This window comes from Saccharopolyspora soli (assembly GCF_022678645.1).
Taxonomy (GTDB): Bacteria; Actinomycetota; Actinomycetes; order Mycobacteriales; family Pseudonocardiaceae; genus Saccharopolyspora; species Saccharopolyspora soli.
In genome coordinates this window covers 22,575-44,185 of sequence record NZ_JALBWV010000067.1, presented here as the reverse complement: position 1 = coordinate 44,185, position 21,611 = coordinate 22,575, and the positions used below count along the sequence as shown (strand labels likewise).

Sequence of the window (21,611 nt, the reverse complement as noted above, 5' to 3'; positions counted from 1 at the left end):
CCCGGCGCGCGGCCCGTCGGGCGGCGGGCCGGGAGCGGCTGGCGGCCGGGGCGGCGGAGCGCCCATCGGCGGCGCGGGGATTCCCACCGGAGGCGACGGCGGACCCTGCGGAGCAGGGGGACGCGGCGGTTCCGCCATCGGCGGGCCGTCGACCGGCGGCGGCCCGGCGAGCCGAGGCCCGGTAGGCGGCACCGGACCGTCGGGCGGCGGGCCGACCTGCGGCATCGGGCCGCTCGGCGGGCCGTCCAGCGGTGCAGGACCGTCGGGCCTCGGCGGCGCGGGCGGTGCATCGTGCCGTTGTGGTGGACCTGCCTGCGGCAGCGGACCACTCGGCGGGCCAGCCTGCTGGAAAGCGCCACTCGGTGGCCCGACCTGCGGCAATGGACCGCTTGGTGGGCCGTCCTGCGGTGCTGGCGCAGCTGCCGGGCGGTCCTGCGGCACCGGCGGCAGCGGGCCGTCCCGTGGTGGTGCGGGCGGCGGCGCGTCTTGCGGGGTGGGCGGCGGCAGCGAACCGCTCAGGCCGCCCGCGAAACCAGTGGGACGCTGCGGTTCTTCGAGCAGCGGCTCCGGTTCGAGCGAGCCGGAGAGCTCCGCCGCGGGTTCCGGTCCAGCGGGTCGGGGTTCCGGCGGTTCGTCGAATCCACCGAGATCGCCGGACAGCGCCGACACCCCACCGGTGGGTTGCTTCAGCGAGTCGGGCCGGTCCAGCGCGGGCGCCGATCGGACTTCCTGGACCTGCCTGCGCTGGTCCTGCTCGAAGCGGTCGGGGAGCTGCTCGGCGCGCTGCCAGAGCGCGAACGGATGCGGTTCGCCCGCCAGTGCGGCGAACTCCGCTCGTGTGTCGAAGCGCATCGGGCGCGGTGCGGGCCGGGGCCCGCCCGGCGCAGGCGGCACCTCACCGCCGAGCGAGCCGCGCATCGGCGCGTCCGCCCGGCGTCGTCCGCCGGGACCGGCGGCACGCTGTTGCGCGTCGAAGCCCGCTGGCCCCGGCGCGGACGCCGGATTCTGCGGAGACGTCACGATTCCCCCAGATATTCGGGACGGTCGGGGCACCGCACCGGATCCGGGCGGACCCGGCCGATGGGCGCATTGGAACCGACGCGGACGTGCATGCTGTCGTTCCCCAACTCAACCGACCGCGATGGCGCGAAAGGGCGGACGACGCTGCGTCTCCCCGAACGCACATCGAGCTGTCACCTGCATCGATCGCGGCATCGCGGGCCCCCTCATTGCTTCTGCTACCGCCGATGGACAGTAGCAGCTGCCGTTCACCCGTACCGGTGTTTCGGGGAATAGCCGCTCAGTTGCCGCCGCAATGCTGGAAAAGTGCGGCGCGACAACGAATTACGCCAAATTCGAGCAGCGGACCGGGCGAACCGGACAGAAAAACTAGACCTTTCAGTGCCGTTAATCACTCGGGTGAAACCAACGGTGGCGCAGGTAGCGCTTCGAGAGCCAATGTGGGTTCGAATCATCGCCGGTGCGGAGGAATCGAGGAAGGACACAGGCCGATGGAATCGCAGCGCAGCGTCGGCTCGACGCGCTGGGACAGCTTCGTCGCGATGGGCGACAGCTTCACCGAAGGACTGGCCGATGCCGATCCGAACGGCGGCTTCCGCGGCTGGGCGGACCGGTTGGCCGAGCACCTGACCGCGGTGAACCCGGAACTGCGCTACGCCAACCTCGCGGTGCGCGGCAAGCTGATCCGCCAGGTCGTCAGCGACCAGGTGCCGCAGGCCGTCGCGCTGCGCCCAGCTCTGGTCGCCCTCAGCGCTGGTGGCAACGACATCATCCGCCCCGGCAGCAACCCCGACGAGGTCGCGGAACTGTTCGACGGCGCCGTCCGCGAGCTGCGCGCCACCGGGGCCGACGTGCTGATCGGCACCGGTTTCGACACCCGGGACACCCCGGTGCTGCGCCGCGTCCGCGGCAAGGTCGGCACCTACAACTCGCACCTGCGCGCCATCGCCGACAAGCACGGCTGCTACGTCCTCGACCTGTGGTCGATGGGGGTGCTGCGGGACGCACGCGCTTGGAGCGGCGATCGACTGCACCTGTCCTCCGCAGGCCACCGCCGGGTCGCCCTGCGGGCCTGCGAAGCGCTGGGCGTGCCGGTCACCGGGGATTGGCGCGAGCCGTGGCCAGCGGCGCCCGGCGTGTCGTGGCGAGCCCAGCGCGCCCAGGACATCCGGTGGGCCAGTACCTACCTGGTGCCGTGGGTCGGCCGCCGCCTGCTCGGCGTGTCCAGCGGAGACGGCCGCGGGCCGAAGCGCCCGCAACTGGAGAAACTCTCCGCGACCCAACCATCGCAGTGATCCTGGCGGCACCGTTTCCCTGGTCGAAGCAGACGGGCGTGCCTGGACATGGACTTGATTTCGTCTTTCAAGCGGCGCCAGCCGCTTAGCCCACCCTCGCAACCGGCACCGCCGCGGGTTCTCAGAAGCCTTCTCGGAGGACAGCCACGACGTGGTGTTGGACGTACATGATGTCGGGGATCCCGGACCGAGAAGGCTTCTGAGGTTCCGCCACCCGCACCGCCACCCAAAACCAGCCTGGAAGGTCGAAAGAATGACGAAGTGCGGACCTTCGGCAGGATCACCCAACTCCCGCAGCCGAAAGCCCGCACTCACCCCCAACGTCCATCCGGGAGGAACCGCCCCGAATGTCGAACCCCCTTGCGGCCGCCCCGGCCGACAACGAGTGCCGACCGGGACGACCGGGCGACAATCCCCCCTAGGACTCCCCCCAGAGCCGCCCGTTCGTGCGGACCATGCACGGCTTGATCCGCACGCACAAAACCTCCCAGCGCGCACTACACACCCGCTAAACGTCGACTAAACAACCCGTCTTCTCTTCGAACTCGGTTTGCGTGGCGGTGCCAGTGGCGGAACCTCAGACGCCGTCTCGGTCCGGGATGCCGACATCATGTATGCCCTCACCACGTCGAGGCTGTCCTCACGACACGACGTGGGAGAACCCGCCGCAGTGCAAGCTGCGAGAGTGGGCTAAGCGGCTGGCGCCGCTTCAAAAACAAGAACAAAGCCAGGCACTCAGCGGGACGCGGCGGCTAGATCTTCCAGTCGCTCGCGAACATCGGTCACCCGCGGCGAGCCCTCCGCTTCGAAGATCGCCAGCGCGGTCTCCCAGCGGGTCCGCGCCACCTCGCGGTCGCCGCGCGAGCGGGCCGCATCACCGAGGCCGAGGTAGGCGGACGCCTGCCGCACCGCGGAACCGCACCTCAACGCGACGTCCAGGGCCTCGTGGTGGAAGCGCTCGCCGTCGGCGATCCGCTCCAGCTCGATGCTCACCTCGCCGCAGTTGTTCAGCACCATCGCCAGCGTCTCCAGGTCGTCGGCGTCCCGGTACAACGCCTCGGCCTCGCGCAGGTGCGCCAACGCCTCGGCCAACTCGCCGTTGACCTGCTCCACCATCGCGAGGTTGTTCAACGCCCCGGCCACGAAGTACCGGTCCCCCAACGACCGGTAGACCCGCAGCGCGTCCTGGCAGTGCGCCTTCGCCTCGTCGTAGCGCTTCAGCCGGAACAGCACGCTGCCCATGTTGACCTGCGTCATCGCCAGCCGAGCGGGGTCACCGGTCTGCACCGCGACGCGGTAGGACTCGTCGTAGTGCGCCAGCGCCGCGTCCAACTGGCCGGACCGCGAGTACGCCACCCCGAGCCCGGCCGACATCAGCACCTTGCCCGCCGGATCGTGCACCGCGCGGGCCGAAGCGAGCCCGTCGGTGTAGATCCGGATCCAGTCCTCCCAGGGGCACCGCACCATCAGGTAGTTGAACTGCAGGCGCACCAGCGGCCAGGCGAGCTCGTGCATGCCCTCCGCGTTCGCGGCCCGAATCGCGGCGACCAGGTTCGGCCACTCGGCGTCGAACCACTCCAACGCCTGGGACCGGTCCGCGATCTCCGGACGGGGCACCTCGGCACCGCTGGAGAAATCCAGGTCGTCCCGCGCCGGGCGGAGGAAGCGGCGCGCGTGGTCGGCCGTGACCAGGTAGTGCTTCAACAGCCGACGCAGCGCCTCGATGTCCGCGCCGCGATCCGCCGAACCGGGCGAGGCGAGCAGATCGCGGGCGTACACGCGCAGCAGGTCGTGCATCCCGAACCGGTCCGGCGCCTGTTCGGTGACCAGGTGCGCGAGCGCCAGCGCCCGCAGCCGCCGCTGCGCACTGGGCGGGTCGGTGTCGCACAGGGCCGCGACGGCGTGCGCGGTGAAGGTGCCGCCCGGCACCAGTCCCAGCAGCCGGAAGGTGTCGGCGTGCACCGGGTTCAAGCTCCGGTAGGAGATGTCGAACGCGCGGCGAACGCTGGTATCGGCGTCGTCCATGTCCAACGCGTGCAGCCGGTTGCGCTCATCGGTGAGCTCGTGCACCAGGTCGGACACGCCTCGGGCCGGGTTCGCGGCCAGCCGGGCAGCGGCGATCCGCAACGCCAGCGGCAGACCGCCGCACAGCGCGGCGAGCTGGGCCGCTGCGGCCGGTTCGGAAGCCGACTTGCCGGGCACGCCCGCGCGGTCCAGCAGCTCGATCGCGGTGGCGGTGGGCAGGGTTTCCAGCGGCAGCACCCGCGCTCCGCTGTGCACCACCAGGCCGTCCAACCGCCGCCTGCTGGTCAGCAGCACCAGCGACTCGGAGCTGCCCGGCAGCAGCGGCCGCACCTGCTCGGAATCCCGGGCGTTGTCCAGCAGCACCAGCACCCGCCGCTTGGCCAGCAGCGAGCGGTACAGCGCGGTTCGGTCGTCCAGCTCGACCGGGATCGCGTTCGCCGCGACGCCGAGCGTCTTCAGCATGCTGGTCAGCGCCTCGCCGGGGGTGAGCGGCTCGCGCTTCGAGTCGAAACCGCGCAGCTCCGCGTACAGCTGGCCGTCGGGGAATTCGTGCTCCACGCGGTGCGCCCAGGTCAGCGCGAGCGCGCTCTTGCCCACCCCAGCGGTACCAGTCACCACCGCGAGCAGGCTGGAGCCGGATTCCCGCCCGGCCAGCATCCGGTCCAGCTCGCCGAGCTCCCGGTGGCGGCCGACGAACCCGGCCGGGGCCGGGGGCAGCTCGGCCGGGATCGGCCGCCGGATGCCGAGCGCGGGTTCGATCCGGCGCTGCGGGTTGCGCAGGGTCGGGTCGTCGCGGAGCAGTCGCTCGTAGAGTTCGCGCAGCTCGGGGCCGGGATCGAGGCCGAGCTCGTTGGACAGCCGCTGGCGCAGCGCGTGGTAGCGGGCCTGCGCCTCGGCGCGATGGCCAGCGCGGTAGTTGGCCAGCATCAACTGCCCGGTGAGCCGTTCGCGCAGCGGGTACCGGTCGACCAGGATGGACAGTTCCAGCACCAGTTGGTGGTGCCGACCGAGTTCGAGGTCGGCCGCCACCCGCTCCTCCACGGCGAGCAACCGCAGCTCGTCGAGGTTGGGGGCGACCATGCGGTACAACCGGCTGCTCGCGATGTCCGACAGCACCGGCCCCTGCCACAGGGTCAACGCCTCGGCCAGCACCCGCGACCGTTCGGCGGGTTCCAGTCCGTGCGCCCGGCCGATCAGCGCCCGCGCGCGATGCGCGTCGATCCGATCGCTGTCGACCCGCAGCAGGTAGCCGGGCGCGCGGGTGACGATTTCCGGCCGTTCCGGGCCACCCTCGGCGAAGAGCTTGCGCAGCCGCGAGACGTAGCCCTGGATGATGGTGCGGGCGCTGGCCGGTGGGTCGTGGTCCCACAGCGTGTCGATGAGCCGGTCCATCGACACGACCTGGTTCGGTTCCAGCAGCAGGCAGGCCAGCAGGGCGCGGACCGGGGTGCTGCCCAGTGGCCGCGGGGTGCCGTCGACACGCACCTCAAGCGGACCGAGCAGGCGGAATTCGAATCCCGTGCTCGGTGCCTCGATCGGGCTGCCGTGCGGCGCCATGTTCCCCAAATCCGACTCTCGTTCGTGTTTTTGTTGAGCCTTCATCCAGTCTCGGTCACCACTCACACCGAGTCCACACCCCAGATCATCCGCACCGGCGAGGCCCGCGCCTCCGAAGCCCGACACACCGTAACGACCCTCCGCCGAACGTGGCGTGACCACCGGTCCACGTTTCACCCCAATGGCGCTATGTCCGGTTTCCACCAGGGCGTACCGTTCCGCGGCTCGCCGTTGCGGTGAACATCTCCCGGCAAACCGATACGGCAAGTAAAGTCTGAACTCGGCCGATCACTCGTACGAGGACACTGTGGAAGGAGAGCCCCACCCGTGCGCACGCCGTCCACAGTGGTCGATCGCGCGGTGGCCTGCCTGCTCGGCGGGGCATTGGGCGATGCGCTCGGTAGTCCGGTCGAGTACGCGCAACTGGACGACATCCGAGCCGAATTCGGCCAGGAGGGCGTCGCCGAACCGCCACCTCAGGCCCTGCTGGGCGACGCCACGCAGCTGTCGCTGTTCACCGGCGAGGGCTACCTGCACGCCTGGACCAGCGGCAACAACGGCGGCCAGTGGCGTCCGGTGGAATCCACGGGTGCCGCCTACCGGCGGTGGCTGATCACCCAGCAAGAGGACAAACCGCCGCCCGGCGTCACCGGTCTGCTGGCCGAACCCGAGCTGTACGCCAACCGGGCGCCCGGCCTGACCAGCCTCCGCGCGCTGCAGGAGGACGAACTCGGCACGCCGGACCGGCCGCGGAACAGCTCCAAGGGCTGCGGCGGCGTGGACCGCAGCGCACCGCTCGGCCTCGCGCCGACCGCCGAAATGGCTTACCAGTTGGCCTGCCAGTGCGCCGCGCTCACCCACGGCGGGGTCGGCGGCTGGGCCTCGGCCGGAGCGTTCGCGCTGATCGTGCACCTGGTGGCAGTGCAGCAGCGGCGGCTGCCAGCCGCGGTGGACCAGGCCGCGGGGCGGGTGCTCCGCGAGGACGCGGAGACCGCTTCAGCGCTGGCGGAGGCGTCCACGCTGGCCAGGTTGGGCGCGAGCGTCGGCCACATCGAGCGGCTCGGACAGGGCTGGATCGGCCCGGAAGCGCTGGCCATCGGCGTCTACTGCGCGCTCGCGCTGCCGAAGCCCGAGCAGTTCACCGACGCCCTGCGGCTGGCGGCCAACCACTCGGGGCACAGCGACTCCACGGCGGCGGTCACCGGCAGCATCCTCGGCGCCCGGCACGGTACGTCGGTACTGCCCCGCTCCTGGCTGGCCAGGTTGGAAATGGCGGACGTGATCGAGCGCATCGGCCACGACCTCGGCGCCTCCTGCGCGGGCGAGAAGTTCAACGAACGCCGCTACCTCGGCCTCAGCTGACGGGCGGCGCGCGAAATCGCCCGGAACTACCGCAAGGCGAGGTCACCGTCAGGCCCCGTCGGGGCGCTTCGCCCTGACCCGGACTATCGCGACGGCCGCGCCGAGGAATCCGATGTTGAAGGCCATGTGCAGTGCGGCGATGGCGCGGGCGAGCTGGGAAACCGCGTGCACGTCGCCGAAACCGACCGTGCTGGTGATCGACAGCGCGAAGTAGAGCGCGTCGGTCTTGGTGCGCAACACCGTGATCGATCCCGGATCGTGGTACGCGAGTCCGAAGTAGACGGTCGAGAAGAACAGCACCGCCAGGTACAACGCCGCCACCACGCCAGCGATGGAGCTGCTCCGGCGCACATCGCGGGTCCGGAACCGGCGCACTTGGAAGACGATCAGCGCGGCCACGGCGGCCAGTCCGATGGCGAACGCGACGACCCAGTTCACGGTGCCCGCGACACCGAACCGGCCGATCGGCAGCAGGTAGTACCCGACGGTGCTCAGCACCACGGCGGCCAGCGCGGTCGCCAGGTTGATCAGCACTTTTCTCCGGACGGTTCCGGGCACGAGCGCCAGCGTGGGTCACCGCCGAGCCTGCCGCCATTCGGTTCGGACGCCCGGCTCAGGCGGGGACCGGGGTGCGGGCCAGGCGGCCGAGTCGGCGGTTGCCGACGATCCGGCACACCAGGTAGATCACGAACGAGATGATAGTGACGAACGCGCTCACCGGGGCTCCCGGTGCCAGCGACAGGACGATGCCACCGAGCACCGCCACCTCGGCGAACACCACGGCCAGCACGGTCGCCTTGACCGGACTCGCGGTCACCCGCGCCGCCGCGGCCCCCGGCGTCACCATCAGCGCGAGCACCAGCAACGCACCAACGGTGTACACGCCCAGTGCGGTCGCCACGCCGACCAGCACCGCGAACAGCGGCGTCAACAGCCGCGCGGGCACCCCGCGGGCCGCCGCGACATCCGGGTCGACGCTGGCGAACAGCAGCGGTCGGTACACGAAGGCCAGCACCAGCAGCACCACCGCCGCGCAACCGGTCAGCAGCAGCACGTCCGACGAGTCGACGCCGACGATCTGCCCCACCAGCAGGCTGAACTTGTTCGCGGTCCGCTCCGGGTTCAGCCACAGCAGCAACACGCCAACGCCGAGCCCGAAGGACAAGATCGCGCCGATCACCGAATCGCGTTCGGTGCCGCGCTGCCCCAGCAAACCCAGCAGCAACGCGGCGACGACGGCACCGGCCAGCGCCCCGACCCCCACGCCGACGCCGATCAGCAGCGCGGCCGCCGCGCCGGTGAAGGCGAGCTCAGCGGTGCCGTGCACGGCGAACGACATCTTCCGCGCGACGATCAGCGGAGCCAGGCAACCGGATACGAGCCCGAGCGCGGCGGCGGCCAGCAGCGCCTGCTGGACGAACGGGTAGCCGAGCAGGTCCACCGTGGTCGAGAAGTCCAGGATCCTGCCCAGCGCGTCGATGAATGCGTTCACGCCTCGTCCGCCTCTTGCACGTGGTGGTCGTGATCATCGGTGCCCGCCACCACCAGCCGACCGCCCACCCGGGCGACCTCGACATCGGTGCGGTACAGCTCGGAGAGCGTGGCGGAGTTCATCACCTCGTCCGGCGGACCGATCCGGAACCGGCCGTCGACCAGGTAGAGCACCCGGTCGACCAGCGGCAGCACCGGGTTGATCTCGTGCGTGACGAACAGGACCGCGGCGCCGGTCAGCCGCGCCTGGTTGGCGATCAACCGGCTGACCTTGCGCTGGTGCGAGATGTCCAGGGACAGCAGCGGCTCGTCGCACAGCAGCACCGACGGGTCGCTGACCAGCGCCTGCGCCACCCGGAGCCGCTGCTGCTCCCCGCCGGAGAGCAGGCCCAGCGGCATCCGGGCGTACTCGGTCGCCTCGACCGCGCGCAGCGCCGCGGCCACCCGGCGCTTGCGCTCCCGGCGGCTGCTGATGCCCATGCCCCAGTGGTGCCCGTCCAGCCCGAGGCCGACCAGATCGCTGCCGCGCACCGTCACGGTGGCTTCGAGAGCGCGCTGCTGCGGGATGTAGCCGATCCGGTTGCTGCCGCGACGGGCCGGTTCACCGGCGATCTCGACGCTGCCCGTGGTCAGCGGCTGCAACCCCAGCAGCACCCGCAGCAGGCTGGTCTTGCCGGATCCGTTCGGTCCGAGCACGGCCAGGAACTCGCCCGGTGCCACGTCCAGGTCCAGGCCGGACCACAGGGCGCGGGGGCCGTAGGAGAGCCCGGCGTTGCGCAGCCGCACCGCAGGGGCGGTGTCGGTGCGGGTGACGACCAGCTCGGTCTCGGGTTTGGCGGTCATATCTCAGCGATTCTGGTTCAGGGCGTTCTGCAACGCAGTGATCTGGGCGTCCATCCACTGCACGTAGGTCTTGTCGGTCGGCAGCGTCTCGGTCAGCTCCACCACCGGGATGCGATTCTGCTCGGCGGCGCTGCGCACGTTGCGGGTGACCGGCGATTCGGTCTGCGGGTTGTAGATGACCGCCGCGATCTGCCCGGCGTTCACCACGTTCTGGACCTCCGCGACCGCCGCCGCCGACGGATCGGTCTCGGCCTCGATGGCGTTGACGAACGACGGTGGGGTGATGTCCTGCAGCTTCGCGGCCTCGACCAGGTAGTGCGCGACCGGCTCGGTGACGATCACCTGCTTGCCCTGGTTGGCCGCGGCGATCTCGCCGACCCGTCCCTCCATGCCGCTGATCTCCTGCTCGAACCGGTCGGCGGCCTGGTTGAACTGCTCGGCTTCGGCGGGCCGGAGCTTGCCCAGCTCGGTGGCCACCTGGTCGGCGACCTCGTGCACCACGTGCAGGTCGTACCAGACGTGCTCGTTCACCGCGTGGTCGTGCCCCGCGTGCTCGTCCGGCGCCTCGTGCGTGGCGGGCTCGCCCTCGTGCTCGTCCTTGACGGCCTCCACGGTGGGTTTGCCCTGGCCACCGCTGCCGAGGATCTGCGTCATGAACTCGTCGTAGCCGCCGCCGTTGAACACCAACAGGTCGGCGTCGGTGACCTTCGCGGCGTCCTGCGGACTGCTCTCGTAGGAGTGCGGGTCGGCGCTGGGGTCGCGGATGATCGACTCCACCTCGACGCCATCACCGCCGACCGCCTGCACCACGCTGCCCCACACGCTCGTCGAGGCGACGACCTTGATCTTGTCCCCGCCGCCGGGTGCTGCCTGCTCGCCGGTACCGCAGGCGGTCAGTGCGAGAGCGGTTGCGGCGAGGCTGGCTAACGCGGCAGCACTTCGGCGGCGAACGGTCATCGGATGCACTCCTCGGTGATCGACCTCTGGCGCAGCGGACTGAGCCCTAGTTGCGAACGGTAACGGAAACCGTTGTCAACTACAGTCTAAGCACCCTTGAGCACAACGTTCCACCGACCGGGTTATTTCGACTGCACGCACAACGACGCCCCCGCCAGGACCAGCGGGGGCGTCAGCCTTGGGGTGATCTGCGAAAACTAGGCGGTGAGGCGGACTCCCGTCTCCGGGTGGAAGAGGTGGATCTCACTGGTGTCGCGCAGCGCCACGGTCACCTTCTGGCCGAGCGCGGGCGGCGTGCGGCCGTCCCCGCGGACGACGAAGCGCTCCTGGGAGCCGTTGATCTCGATGGAGCCGTGGATGAGCGCGTCGGCGCCGAGCTCCTCGACCAGCTCGACGGTCATGGCCAGCCCCTGCTCCTCGCCGGAGGTCAGCGACAACGCCTCGGGACGGACGCCGAAGGTGATCTCCTTGAGGTCGCCCGCGGCGGAGACGGCATCGCGCGGCAGCGGGATGGTCGTCCCGTCCAGCACTGCTCCCTCGCTGCTCAGCGGCACAGTCTTGAGGTTCATCGCGGGCGAGCCGATGAAGCCCGCCACGAAGGCGTTCGCCGGGTTCTCGTACAGCTCGCGCGGCGTGGCGACCTGCTGCAGCAACCCGTCCTTGAGCACCGCGACGCGGTGCCCCATCGTCATGGCCTCGACCTGGTCGTGGGTGACGTAGATCGTGGTGGTGCCCAGCCGCTTCTGCAGCGCCGCGATGTTGGCGCGGGTCTCCACGCGCAGCTTGGCGTCGAGGTTGGACAGCGGCTCGTCCATCAGGAACACGCTCGGCTCCCGGACGATCGCGCGCCCCATCGCCACCCGCTGCCGCTGCCCACCGGAGAGCGCCTTGGGCTTGCGGTCCAGGTACTTCTCCAGGTCGAGCATCTTGGCGGCCTCGGTGACCTTCTCCTTGATGACGCCCTTGGGGGTCTTGCGCAGCTTGAGCGCGAAGCCCATGTTCTCGGCCACGGTCATGTGCGGGTACAACGCGTACGACTGGAACACCATGGCGATGTCCCGCGACTTCGGCGGAGTGTTGGTGACATCGTTGCCACCAATGGTGATCCCACCCTCGTCGACGTCTTCGAGACCGGCGAGCATTCGCAACGCCGTCGACTTGCCCGAGCCCGACGGGCCGACCAGGACCAGGAACTCGCCGTCTGCGACATCCAGGGCGAGCTGATCGACAGCGCGGACCGGCGGATTCCCCTGGTAAACGCGCGAGGCGTTGACGTATGCAACCTCAGCCATCTGTGACGCACCTTTCACCGAATCGGTCCCGAAGAACGTAACCGCAAAACGGCTCGCGGTCAGCCCCTTGAATGAACCATTTCGGAGCGTAGTTACTCTGCGTCGCTCCGTGTTCATGATTCGAACGTGAGTGGGATATGCATCATGCTCGCTTCACCCTACGGTACTGAACCGTTACGGTTCCTCCATGGCGCGGTCAACGAATGCCCGGCGGCCTGCGACGCTCGCCTCGCTCGCTGCGGAACTCGGGGTCTCCCGGACAACGGTGTCGAATGCGTACAACCGTCCGGACCAGCTCTCCCCGGAGCTGCGCAAGCGAGTCCTCGAAACGGCTCGCCGACTCGGCTATCCGGGCCCGGACCCGGTGGCGCGGTCGTTGCGGACCCGGAAGGCGGGTGCGGTCGGGCTGCTGCTGACCGAGAACCTCTCGTACGCCTTCCGCGATCCGGGCGCGGTGGGCTTCCTCGAAGGACTTGCACTGGCCTGCGAAGATGCTGGTCAGGGCCTGTTGTTGATCCCGGCGAGCCCGGAACGCGAGGACGTCGCGGCGGTGCACCGCGCCGGAGTGGACGGATTCGTCGTGTACTCGGTCCCGGAAGATGACCCGCACTTGGCGGCGGTGCTCGAACGCCCGGTTCCGGTGGTGGTCTGCGACCAGCCGCGGCTGGACAACCTGGACTGGGTCGGTCCGGACGACGGGAAGGCCATCAAGACCGTCGCCGATCACCTGATCGGGCTCGGGCATCGCCGGATCGGGGTGCTGTGCATGCGCCTGGCCCGCGGTCGCAACGACGGGCCCGCGTCGGTGCAGCGGCAGGCCAACGCCAGCTTCCACGTGCAGAAGGCCCGGTTGACCGCGCTGGCCGAGGCGTTCAGCGAGGCCGGGGTGGACTGGACGACGGTGCCGGTGGTCGAGCGCTTCGACCACACCACGGCCTCCGGTGCGTCGGCGGCGGCGCAGTTGCTGGAGATCGATCCGGAGATCACCGCCATCGTGTGCACTTCGGACATCCTGGCGCTCGGCGCGCTCAGCGAGGCCCGCAACCGCGGCCTGCGGGTGCCCGAGGACCTGACCATCACCGGCTTCGACGGAATCCCGGATGCGGAGCGGGTGGGCCTGACGACGGTGCGCCAGCCGTGGCTGGAGAAGGGGCGCGCCGCCGGACGGCTGCTGCTGGAGGCCAGCGAGCCGGGCCGACCCCGCCACATCCAGCTGGAAACCCAACTCATCACGGGCAGCACGTCAGCCCCGCCCCGCTCAGCCGAAGAACGCTGGTTCGGCCCGTAGCGGTGCCGAACTTCCCTGAAATTGGGATTTCGCCTGGACATTCGACGGGTCAGTAGTTCGTCCACTCGCCTTGGGCGTACTGGAGGATCGTCGGGTGCAGCAGGGTCGAGGGCTCCATACCGGGGATCCGCGACCGGTCCGGTGGGAACGTCGCCGCCGCTTGCAGCGTCGCCGCGTCCAGCGAGCGCAAGGGCGGAGCATCCACGGGCAACCGCAACGGCGGCGCGCCGGGCGACGCGAGCGCGCTACCGCCGCTGGCCGCCGCGCCCGCTGACGGCGGGGTGGCCGCCGAGCCGAGGTGGAAGCCCCACTCTCCGAAGCTGGGCACCGACACCTCGTACGGCACGGTGTTCAGCCCGGCCGAGCGCATCGTCGATTCGGTGCACCAGAACGCCTTCGGGGCGAAGAACGGCGAACCGGCCTGGACCACGACTCGCGCGTCGTCGGACATCGCATGCCGGACCAGTCCGTAGAACTCGGCCGAGTACAACTTCGCGGTGGCCGTGGAGTCCGCGTCGGGCATGTCGACGAGCACCACGTCATACCGCTCCCGGTTGTCCCGCAACCAGCTGAAGGCGTCCGCCGACACCGTCCGGACCCGCGGATCGGCGAAGCTGTGCGCGTTCAAAGTGGACACTCGCGGATCAGTTCGGGCCAGCGCCAGCACGGCCGGGTCGAGTTCCACCAGCGTGACCTCGCGGACGTCCGGGTAGCGCAACAACTCCCGCAGCGCCAGCCCGTCACCGCCGCCGAGCACGAGCACCCGCCCGTGCGGCCCGGCCATCGCCGGATGCACCATCGCCTCGTGGTACCGGTACTCGTCCACCGAGCTGAACTGCAGATCCCCGTTCAGGTACAGCCGGGTGTCGGGGTTGCCGCTCAACGACACCGATTCGGTCAGCACGACGTCCTGGTAGGGAGTGCGCTCCGAGTGCACCACCGGGTCCGCGTAGAGCGCTTGGCGCGCGGTGATCTCGAAATCGTCGGCGAACGCACAAGCCCCGACGAGCACGCCGCCCACCAGCAGGGATGCGCTGGTCAGCAGCAAAGTGGCGCGTTTGGACAGTTCCCGGCGGAAAACGGTCAGCACCAGCCCGAGCCCGGCCGCGGCGTTGAGCATGCCGACCAGCAACGCGCCCTGCACCTGCCCGAACAGCGGCAGCAGCAGGAACGGGAAGGCCAACCCGCCGACGAGTCCGCCGACGTAGTCGGCCGCGAACAGGTCCGCGACCGCGGAACCCGCGTCCTGCTGCCGAATCCGCTGCAACAGCACCATCAGCAGCGGGATCTCGGCGCCGATCAGCACGCCCAGCACGAGCGCGGTCGCGATCAGCGCCGGTGTGTACAGGCTCAGCCAAGCGAACGCGGCGTACAGCCCGAGCACGCTCAGCCCGCCGAGCAGCGCGAGCAGCAGCTCGATGCCCGCGAAGGCCGGAGCCGCCCAGCGTTGCAGCGGTTTCGCGGCCAGCGCGCCGATGCCCATCGCGAACACCATCAGCGACAGCACGATCGACGCCTGGCCGACGGTGTCGCCGATCAGGTAACTGCCGAGCGCGACCAGCGCCAGTTCGTAGACCAAGCCACAAGCGGCGCAGATGAACACCGCCACCAGCACCGCGGTCCGGGCGATCCGGCCGCGTTGCTTGCCGGGCGCGACGTCCGGTTCGGCGGGCTCGGTGGTGGGCTCGGCATTCACCGACACGCGCTGATCACCAGATCGCGGCAGCGATGAGCACGGCGATCACCACGTGCGCGGTCGCCGACACCCAGCTGGCCGGGTGCAGGTTCGCAGCGGCCAGTTCGTCGCCCAGCTTGCCCGGCGTCACCGCGTCGATGAGCAGGAACGACAGGCTCATCAGCACCAGTCCGAGGATCCCGTAGGCGAGGGTGCCGATCAGTCCGGCGACCAGGTCGTCGGCGCTGGCCGCGATCGCGGTGGTCAAGATGATCCCAACCCCGAGCAGCCCGGAGACCAGCAGCAACGCCGCGTTCGGGTTGCGGCGTACCCAGATCAGGTCGCGGAGCTTGCCCGGCGTGGCCAGGTCGACGAGCAGGTAGCCGAGCGCCATCATCGCCACGCCGATCACCCCGTAGGCGACCGCGGCGAGCAGCCCGGTGAGCAATTCCTGGAGCAAGGTCGTGTCCTTCTCGTGTCGTGGTCGGTGCGGTCAGCGTCGAGGGCCCGCTGGCGGCGGCCCCTGCGGTGGAGGTGGTGGCCAAGGCGGCGGTGGGCCACCGCGCGGTGGACCAGGTGGCGGCGGTCCGGGAGGCGGTCCGGGCCAGCCCGGCTGCGGCCGACCACCCGGCGGCGGCGGTGGCATCGGAGCTCCCGGCGGCGGTCCCGGCGGCTGCGGGGGCCTCGGTGGTGGTGGACCGGCCGGGGTGTCCGATGTGGACTTCTGCTTGGCGCGGGCCCGGAAACCCAGCAACAGGCCGAGAACCACGACGACGCCCAACCCGACGAGCCACGCCCAGGTCACCCAGTTCGACCCCGAGCCATCACCCTGCGGCAGCGGCGGAACCGAGGCGTTGCCCGGCGGGTTGTCCGGCACCTGCGGTGGTCGCAGCGCGCCGCTTTCGACCATCAGCAGCGGCAGTCCCAACGCGGCCTGCCCGGTCACCGTCACCGTGTCCTCGGCCAGCGAGTCCGCGGTGACACCGAGGTTCACGAAGTCCGCGTTGTCCGGCAGCGAACTGAACTCGTCCGAGCCGTCGACCCTTATCTCGGCCGCGTCCTGGTCGTCGTCGGTGGCCGCGGCGGCGACGAAGACCTGGGTCTCGGCCCAGCGCGGGCAGGTGTTGGCGGGCACGTTCGCGCCCCGGCTGGACCCCTGGTCGAACTTCTTGGTGGATCCGTCGACGAGCTTCCAGCCGAAGCACACCCCGTGCTGCTTCTCGGCCGCGGCGAGGCCCTGCGCCAACTGCTGCGCATCGGCCGGGGTGAACCGCTGGATCGGCGGACCCGAGTAGGTCTGGGTGTCCGAGTAGTAGGTGGTGTCGTCCGAGGTGAAGGTGCGCTGCGCGGAACTGCCGAACAGCCCCGAGACAGCAACGCTGCCGACGAGGAGGAAGAAGCCGACGACGATCGCGACTATCCACAGGCGGCGAGCCGGTTTCCCAATGGTGGTGGTCATTTGCCAGCCCCCGGTCCTCTACCGCGGAAGCTCTCGCCGTGCGGGCTGCCCCAACCCCAGAACCCGCCGACGTGGCTGTGGTAGCGGCGGTAGGCGTGGTCGACGTCCATCACGTGGATCACCGAACCCGGCGCCTGCGGCTTGATCACCACGGCGTCGTCGGAATACCGCAGGTAGATGCCTGACGAGTCGGTGTACTGCGACTGCGGCCGCCACTTCGAGCTGATCTGGTAGGCGACCGCGCTCGGTAACAGCGTGCTGGTGTAGGCCCGGTTGTCGGAGTCGCCGGGCAGGTCCAGGTGGGCCGCGCGGGTGTAGGTGTTCGCGACGTAGCCGCGCGGCCCGGTGCCGGTGGAGAAGATCGTCACCAGCCCGATGATCAGCGCCAGCACCGCAGCGGCACCGGCCAGCACGAACCAGAACTTTGGTTTCACAGGTCAGTCCGCCGTCGGGTAGATGAGCACGTCGTAGCGGCTGAGCTCCTCGCCGGTGCTGGCCTCCCAGTCGGCGCCGCCGTAGGACTCGAAGCCCAGCTTCGAGCCGTCCGATGCCTGGTAGTCGTGGTAGCGCACGGTGCCCCGCTCCGCCAGGCCGGTGGTCGCCTCGCTGCGGAACTCCGCGCTGCCGGACTCCTCGGAGTGGTAGGTGCGCCCGGCGAAGTCGACGGTCTTCGCGCCGGGTTCGCCAGCATCGGCGACCGGCGTCCACAGCGACAGGATCAGGTCCGGGTCCTCCTCCACGGCCAGCCACACCTGGGTGTCCTTGGCGTCGTCGAGCAGGTGCTCCGACCAGTTCCAGCCGCCTTCGGAGAGCCGGACGCTGCCGCGCACCGTGTAGGTCTGGCCGCGGACCTCCACGATGTCGCCCGCCTTCAGCGCCCGCGGGTCACCGCGCAGCGAGTCCTGATCACCGGTGTGGAACGGGTCGGTCGGCCGACCTTCCGGTTTCCGGGCGGTGCGCCTGGCCCGCAGGCCCAGGATCACGGCGACCGCCGCGACGATGATCAGCACGATGACCAAAACGATCAGCGTTGCGGTCAGTCCGTTCACCCGTCCGCCCTTCCCATCGCGTGTCCGGCACAGAGCGTATTAGCCACCCCCCGATGGGATGGCCCCATTCGTCTAAATCGTGATCGATGCCGAAACAGGCCTAAGGGCACCTTTCACCAAGCAACTTGGTAAAAGGTGCCCTTCACCTCGCTGAAAGAGCTACGCGGACAGCAACTGGGCGCAGCGGATCAGGCCCAGGTGGGAGTACGCCTGGGGGTGGTTGCCCAGGGAGCGCTCCGCGATCGGGTCGTACTCCTCGGACAGCAGTCCCGTCGGGCCAGCGGTGTCCACGATCTGCTGGAACAGCTCCTCGGCCTCGGTGCGCCGCCCGATCAGCAGGTACGCCTCGATCAGCCACGCCGCGCACAGGTGGAAACCGCCCTCGTCGCCCGGCAGTCCGTCATCGCGGCGGTAGCGGTACACAGTGGACCCGCTGCGCAGCTCGGACTCGATCGCGGTGACGGTCGCCTGGAACCGCTCGTCGGACGGGTCGATCAGCCCGGACAGCCCCACGTGCAGCGACGCCGCGTCCAGGTCGGAACCCTCGTAGGCGGTGGTGAACGCCTGCACGTCCGGGTGCCAGCCGTTCTTCACCACGTCCTGGCTGATCTGCTCGCGCAGCGGCTCCCAGGACGGGTCGGCCTTGCGGTCGTAGGCGGCGGCCAGCTTGAGCGCCCGGTCCAGCGTCACCCAGCACATCACCTTGGAGTACACGTGGTGGCGCGGCACGTCGCGCTCTTCCCAGATGCCGTGGTCGGGTTCGGACCAGCGGTGCGAGACCGCCTCGGCCATCGCCGTGACCAGTTCCCAGTCGACGTCCCGAACCCGGCCGGTGGCCTGCGCCAAGTGCGCGATCAGCTCCACCACCGGGCCGAACACGTCCAGCTGCACCTGCTGGTCGGCGAGGTTGCCGACGCGGACCGGCCGCGACCCGGCGTAGCCAGGCAGGCTGTCGATCACGGCCTCCGGGCCGAGCCCGGTGCCCTGCAGGGTGTACAGCGGGTGCAGCCGCTCCGGTCCGGGCAGCGTCTCCAGCACCCGGTGCAGCCAGTTCAGGAACGCTTCGGCCTCGGCCGTGGATCCCAGCGTGACGAGCGCCTGCGCGGTCATCGCACCATCGCGCAGCCAGCAGTACCGGTAGTCCCAGTTGCGCACCCCGCCGATCTCCTCGGGCAGCGAGGTGGTGGCGGCGGCCATGATGCCGCCGGTGTCGGAGTTGCACAGGCCGCGCAGCGTCAGCGCGGACCGGGCGACCAGGTCGCGCTCGACTTCGGGCAGCGACAGCGTGCCCATCCACTCCGACCAGTACTGGTCGGCCTCGGCGCGGCGCTCGGCCTCCGCCGCCGTCGGCGACAGGTCGTCGGTGCCGCAGCGCATCTCCAGCACGATCGGGCTGTCCTCGCTGGGGTCGACCACGGCGTGCGCGGATTCGTGCATGCCGTCGGAGGTGATCTCCCACTGCACACCCGGCGAGTACAGCACCATCGGCTCGGCGGTGCCCTGCACCCGCAACCCGCCCGCCTCGGCGGTCAACCGCACCGGCACCTGCCCGAACTCCGGGCGCGGCGCGAACTCCACCGCCGCGCGGGTGCTGCCGCTGATCACCCGGACCAGGTCGGTCCGGTGGCCGCCGGTGCCGTGCGCCAGGTAGTCCGTGACCAGCAGTCGCGACCAGCGCGTCTCCACGATCATGGTGTTCGGCACGTAGCGCTGCCCCAGCGGCAGTGGGCTGCGCTGGGAGCCGTTGCCACCCTGCGGGCGGATCGAGAAGTGCCCCGCGCCGGGGCCGCCGAGCAGGTCGGCGAACACCGCGGCCGAATCCGGCCCCGGGTGGCACATCCAGGTCAACCGCGCGTCCGGGGTGAGCAGTCCGACGGTGCGCTCGTTGGACATCATCGTCAGCCGCTCGATCGGCGGCGCCTGCTCGCCGTAGAGCCAGGTGCGCCGCTCCTCCATCAGGAACGCCAGCACGGTGGCGACCTCGGTGGTGCTGCCGATCCGGTACTGCGCGAGCGTGTCCCCGTCGCCGACCTTGATGCCCAGGTCGGGTCCGTGCAGCCGAGCGAACGCCTTCTCATCGGTGACGTCGTCGCCGAGGAAGACCGCCGCGGTAGCGCCCACCTGGTGGCGCAGCGCGTCCAGCGCGTTGCCCTTGTCGGTCTGCACCACGGCCAGCTCGATGACCGCTTTGCCCTCGGTGACCTGCACGCCCGCCCAGGTCGCCGGACCGGTGCGGACGGCCTCCAGCACCTCCTCGGCCACCTCCGGCTCGGCCCGCCGGACGTGCACCGCGACGCTGGCCGGTTTGGCCTCCAACGTGACGCCGGGCTTGCCGCGCGCGATGTCCTGCAGGCCGACCTGCAGTTCGGTGCGCAGCTGGGTGGCTTCCGGTTCGAGCTCGTGCACGAAGCCGACGTCGAACTCGGAGCCGTGACTGCCGACCAAGTACACCTCGGCGGGCAACCGCGACAGGGTCGCGAGATCGCGCAGCGCGCGACCGGAGATCACCGCTGTGGTGGTCGCGGGCAGCGCGGCCAGCGACCGCAGGGCGTGCACCGATTCGGGCAACGGTTTCGCCTGGGTCGGGTCGGCCACGATGGGGGCCAGGGTGCCGTCGTAGTCACAGGCGACCAGAAGTCGCGGTGTCCGCGCGAGCTGCACGATCACGCGGCGCAGCTCGGCAGGCAGGGCTTCGGCGGTCAACGCCATACTCCTAATGGGGGCGTGGGTCGGTGGGACGTGGATCGATCCGGGTCGCGTCGTCGATGGTGATCGTTGACGGCGACCGGGTTCAATCAGTATCGCTGAAGCTGTGGTGTCCGTGTTGCGGACCGGTTACTCGCAGCTAGTCCGCGAGGGGTGTGCCCAGTGCTTCGAGGAACGACCGCGCCCAGCGGTCGACGTCGTGCGTGAGCACTTGCCGACGCAGTGCGCGCATCCTACGGCGTCCCTCCGCTTCATCGATGTCGAGGGCGGCGAGCAGCGCGTCCTTCACACCATCCAGGTTATGCGGGTTCACCAGGAACGCACTCGTGAGCTCCGCCGCAGCACCGGCGAATTCGCTCAGCACCAGTGCGCCGCCGAGGTCGTACCGGCAGGCCACGTATTCCTTGCACACCAGGTTCATGCCGTCGCGCACCGGGGTCACGACCATCAGGTCGGCGGCGCAGTAGAAGGCCACCAGGTCCTTGCGGTCCACCGAGGTGTGCAGGTAGTGCACGGCTGGATGGCCGACCCGGCCGAACTCGCCGTTGATCCGCCCGACCTCGCGCTCGATGTCCTCGCGCATCTGCTTGTAGTGCTCGACGCGTTCCCGGCTGGGCGTGGCGATCTGGATCATCGTCACGTCCTCGGCCTTGATGTGGCCTTCGGCGAGCAGTTCGTGCACCGCGTGCAGCCGCACGTCGATGCCCTTGGTGTAATCGAGCCGGTCGACGCCGAGCATGATCTTGCGCGGATTGCCCAGTTCCGCGCGCAGCGTCCGGGCGCGCTGCTGGATCTCCTTGGTGCGCGCCAACCGGTCGAGTTCGGTGGCGGCGATGGAGATCGGGAACGCGCCAACTCGCACGGTGCGGTCGCCGACCTGCACCACGCCCGGCCGGGACCGGACGCCGACCTGACCGCGGCTGGGCTCGAACCCGGCCAGGCGGCGGGCCAACCACAGGAAGTTCTGCGCCCCGCCCGGCCGGTGGAAGCCGACCAGGTCGGCGCCGAGCAGTCCGCGCACGATCTCGGTGCGCCACGGCAGCTGCATGAACAGCTCGACCGGCGGGAACGGGATGTGCAGGAAGAACCCGATCCGCAGGTCGGGTCGCAGTTCCCGGAGCATGGCGGGCACCAGCTGCAGCTGGTAGTCCTGCACCCAGACCGTCGCGCCCTCGGCGCTGACCTGCGCGACGGCCTGCGCGAAGCGCCGGTTCACCCGTCGGTACGCGTTCCACCAGGCGCGGTCGAAAACCGGCGGCACGACCACGTCGTGGTACAGCGGCCACAACGTGGCGTTGGAGAAGCCCTCGTAGTACTCCGCGAATTCGTCCGCCGTCAACGGCACCGGATGCAGGTGCAGGCCGTCGTCGGCGAACGGCTCGACCTCGATGTCGGCGACGCCCGGCCAGCCGACCCACGCGCCGCGCCGGGCGCGCAGGAACGGCTCCAGCGCGGTGACCAGCCCGCCGGGGCTGTGCTTCCAACGTTCGGTGCCGTCGTCGAGGCGTTCCAGATCCACCGGCAGTCGGTTCGCGACTACGACGAAATCCGCTCGGTCGGGCGTACTGGCCCTGCTCACCGGTATTCCTCCC

General features: G+C 70.2%; 16 protein-coding genes and 1 pseudogene. 3 read left to right on the top strand and 14 right to left on the bottom strand.

The features are described 5' to 3' along the window. Positions 1–1,020 (bottom strand): annotated as a pseudogene (locus MOQ72_RS35745) (hypothetical protein); the annotation flags it as partial. A gap of 491 nt (positions 1,021–1,511) precedes the next feature. Here MOQ72_RS35745 and MOQ72_RS35740 point away from each other — a divergent pair. After that, positions 1,512–2,315, top strand: a complete 804-nt coding sequence (locus MOQ72_RS35740) for an SGNH/GDSL hydrolase family protein (RefSeq protein WP_242190260.1) — start codon at positions 1,512–1,514, stop codon at positions 2,313–2,315. A 735-nt stretch (positions 2,316–3,050) separates the two neighbouring features. On the opposite strand, the gene MOQ72_RS35735 is transcribed toward MOQ72_RS35740, so the two are convergent. Next, complete coding sequence (locus MOQ72_RS35735; protein WP_242190259.1) at positions 3,051–5,897, bottom strand: AfsR/SARP family transcriptional regulator; 2,847 nt, start codon at positions 5,895–5,897, stop codon at positions 3,051–3,053. Positions 5,898–6,224: 327 nt separating this feature from the next. Between MOQ72_RS35735 and MOQ72_RS35730 the strand changes: the two genes are divergently transcribed. Next, complete coding sequence (locus MOQ72_RS35730; RefSeq protein ID WP_242190258.1) at positions 6,225–7,259, top strand: ADP-ribosylglycohydrolase family protein; 1,035 nt, start codon at positions 6,225–6,227, stop codon at positions 7,257–7,259. A 48-nt stretch (positions 7,260–7,307) separates the two neighbouring features. Here the strand turns inward: MOQ72_RS35730 and MOQ72_RS35725 are convergent, their stop codons facing one another. The 5 genes from MOQ72_RS35725 to MOQ72_RS35705 form a co-directional block, all read right to left on the bottom strand. Beyond that, on the bottom strand, positions 7,308–7,817 hold the full coding sequence (locus MOQ72_RS35725) for an ion channel (RefSeq protein WP_242190257.1): 510 nt from the start codon (positions 7,815–7,817) through the stop codon (positions 7,308–7,310). Between the two features lie 55 nt (positions 7,818–7,872). Then, the gene (locus MOQ72_RS35720; RefSeq protein ID WP_242190256.1) at positions 7,873–8,751 is read right to left on the bottom strand and encodes a metal ABC transporter permease; all 879 of its coding nucleotides are present in this window, start codon (positions 8,749–8,751) and stop codon (positions 7,873–7,875) included. Further along, complete coding sequence (locus MOQ72_RS35715; RefSeq protein WP_242190255.1) at positions 8,748–9,593, bottom strand: metal ABC transporter ATP-binding protein; 846 nt, start codon at positions 9,591–9,593, stop codon at positions 8,748–8,750. The genes MOQ72_RS35720 and MOQ72_RS35715 overlap by 4 nt, the downstream gene beginning before the upstream one ends. Before the next feature lie 3 nt (positions 9,594–9,596). Then, the gene (locus tag MOQ72_RS35710) at positions 9,597–10,550 is read right to left on the bottom strand and encodes a metal ABC transporter solute-binding protein, Zn/Mn family (protein WP_242190254.1); all 954 of its coding nucleotides are present in this window, start codon (positions 10,548–10,550) and stop codon (positions 9,597–9,599) included. A gap of 197 nt (positions 10,551–10,747) precedes the next feature. After that, entirely contained in the window at positions 10,748–11,842 is a 1,095-nt protein-coding gene (locus tag MOQ72_RS35705; RefSeq protein ID WP_242190253.1) for an ABC transporter ATP-binding protein, read from the bottom strand. A gap of 187 nt (positions 11,843–12,029) precedes the next feature. Here MOQ72_RS35705 and MOQ72_RS35700 point away from each other — a divergent pair, with 187 nt between their 5' ends. Further along, positions 12,030–13,130 (top strand): LacI family DNA-binding transcriptional regulator, encoded by a 1,101-nt coding sequence (locus MOQ72_RS35700; protein ID WP_242190252.1) that lies wholly within the window; start codon positions 12,030–12,032, stop codon positions 13,128–13,130. Between the two features lie 49 nt (positions 13,131–13,179). On the opposite strand, the gene MOQ72_RS35695 is transcribed toward MOQ72_RS35700, so the two are convergent. From MOQ72_RS35695 to MOQ72_RS35665, 7 genes are all read right to left on the bottom strand, one after another. Next, positions 13,180–14,832 (bottom strand): polyamine aminopropyltransferase, encoded by a 1,653-nt coding sequence (locus tag MOQ72_RS35695; RefSeq protein ID WP_242190251.1) that lies wholly within the window; start codon positions 14,830–14,832, stop codon positions 13,180–13,182. A 7-nt stretch (positions 14,833–14,839) separates the two neighbouring features. Further along, entirely contained in the window at positions 14,840–15,265 is a 426-nt protein-coding gene (locus MOQ72_RS35690) for a DUF350 domain-containing protein (protein WP_242190250.1), read from the bottom strand. A gap of 33 nt (positions 15,266–15,298) precedes the next feature. Then, entirely contained in the window at positions 15,299–16,264 is a 966-nt protein-coding gene (locus MOQ72_RS35685; RefSeq protein WP_242190249.1) for a hypothetical protein, read from the bottom strand. Continuing rightward, entirely contained in the window at positions 16,261–16,698 is a 438-nt protein-coding gene (locus MOQ72_RS35680; protein WP_242190248.1) for a DUF4247 domain-containing protein, read from the bottom strand. The genes MOQ72_RS35685 and MOQ72_RS35680 overlap by 4 nt, the downstream gene beginning before the upstream one ends. 3 nt (positions 16,699–16,701) lie before the next feature. Next, positions 16,702–17,313, bottom strand: coding sequence for a DUF4178 domain-containing protein (locus MOQ72_RS35675; RefSeq protein ID WP_242190247.1), 612 nt, complete (start codon positions 17,311–17,313; stop codon positions 16,702–16,704). A 159-nt stretch (positions 17,314–17,472) separates the two neighbouring features. After that, positions 17,473–20,022, bottom strand: a complete 2,550-nt coding sequence (gene otsB / locus MOQ72_RS35670) for a trehalose-phosphatase (protein WP_242190246.1) — start codon at positions 20,020–20,022, stop codon at positions 17,473–17,475. Positions 20,023–20,158: 136 nt separating this feature from the next. Then, positions 20,159–21,598, bottom strand: coding sequence for an alpha,alpha-trehalose-phosphate synthase (UDP-forming) (locus tag MOQ72_RS35665; RefSeq protein WP_242190245.1), 1,440 nt, complete (start codon positions 21,596–21,598; stop codon positions 20,159–20,161). Positions 21,599–21,611 lie beyond the last annotated feature (13 nt).

Bases quoted from the DNA above. Each gene is read 5' to 3' on its own strand.
- MOQ72_RS35740 (WP_242190260.1), top strand. From the start codon at position 1,512: ATGGAATCGCAGCGCAGCGTCGGCTCGACGCGCTGGGACAGCTTCGTC.
- MOQ72_RS35735 (WP_242190259.1), bottom strand. From the start codon at position 5,897: ATGGCGCCGCACGGCAGCCCGATCGAGGCACCGAGCACGGGATTCGAA.
- MOQ72_RS35715 (WP_242190255.1), bottom strand. From the start codon at position 9,593: ATGACCGCCAAACCCGAGACCGAGCTGGTCGTCACCCGCACCGACACC.
- MOQ72_RS35710 (WP_242190254.1), bottom strand. From the start codon at position 10,550: ATGACCGTTCGCCGCCGAAGTGCTGCCGCGTTAGCCAGCCTCGCCGCA.
- MOQ72_RS35705 (WP_242190253.1), bottom strand. From the start codon at position 11,842: ATGGCTGAGGTTGCATACGTCAACGCCTCGCGCGTTTACCAGGGGAAT.
- MOQ72_RS35700 (WP_242190252.1), top strand. From the start codon at position 12,030: ATGGCGCGGTCAACGAATGCCCGGCGGCCTGCGACGCTCGCCTCGCTC.
- MOQ72_RS35685 (WP_242190249.1), bottom strand. From the start codon at position 16,264: ATGACCACCACCATTGGGAAACCGGCTCGCCGCCTGTGGATAGTCGCG.
- otsB (WP_242190246.1), bottom strand. From the start codon at position 20,022: ATGGCGTTGACCGCCGAAGCCCTGCCTGCCGAGCTGCGCCGCGTGATC.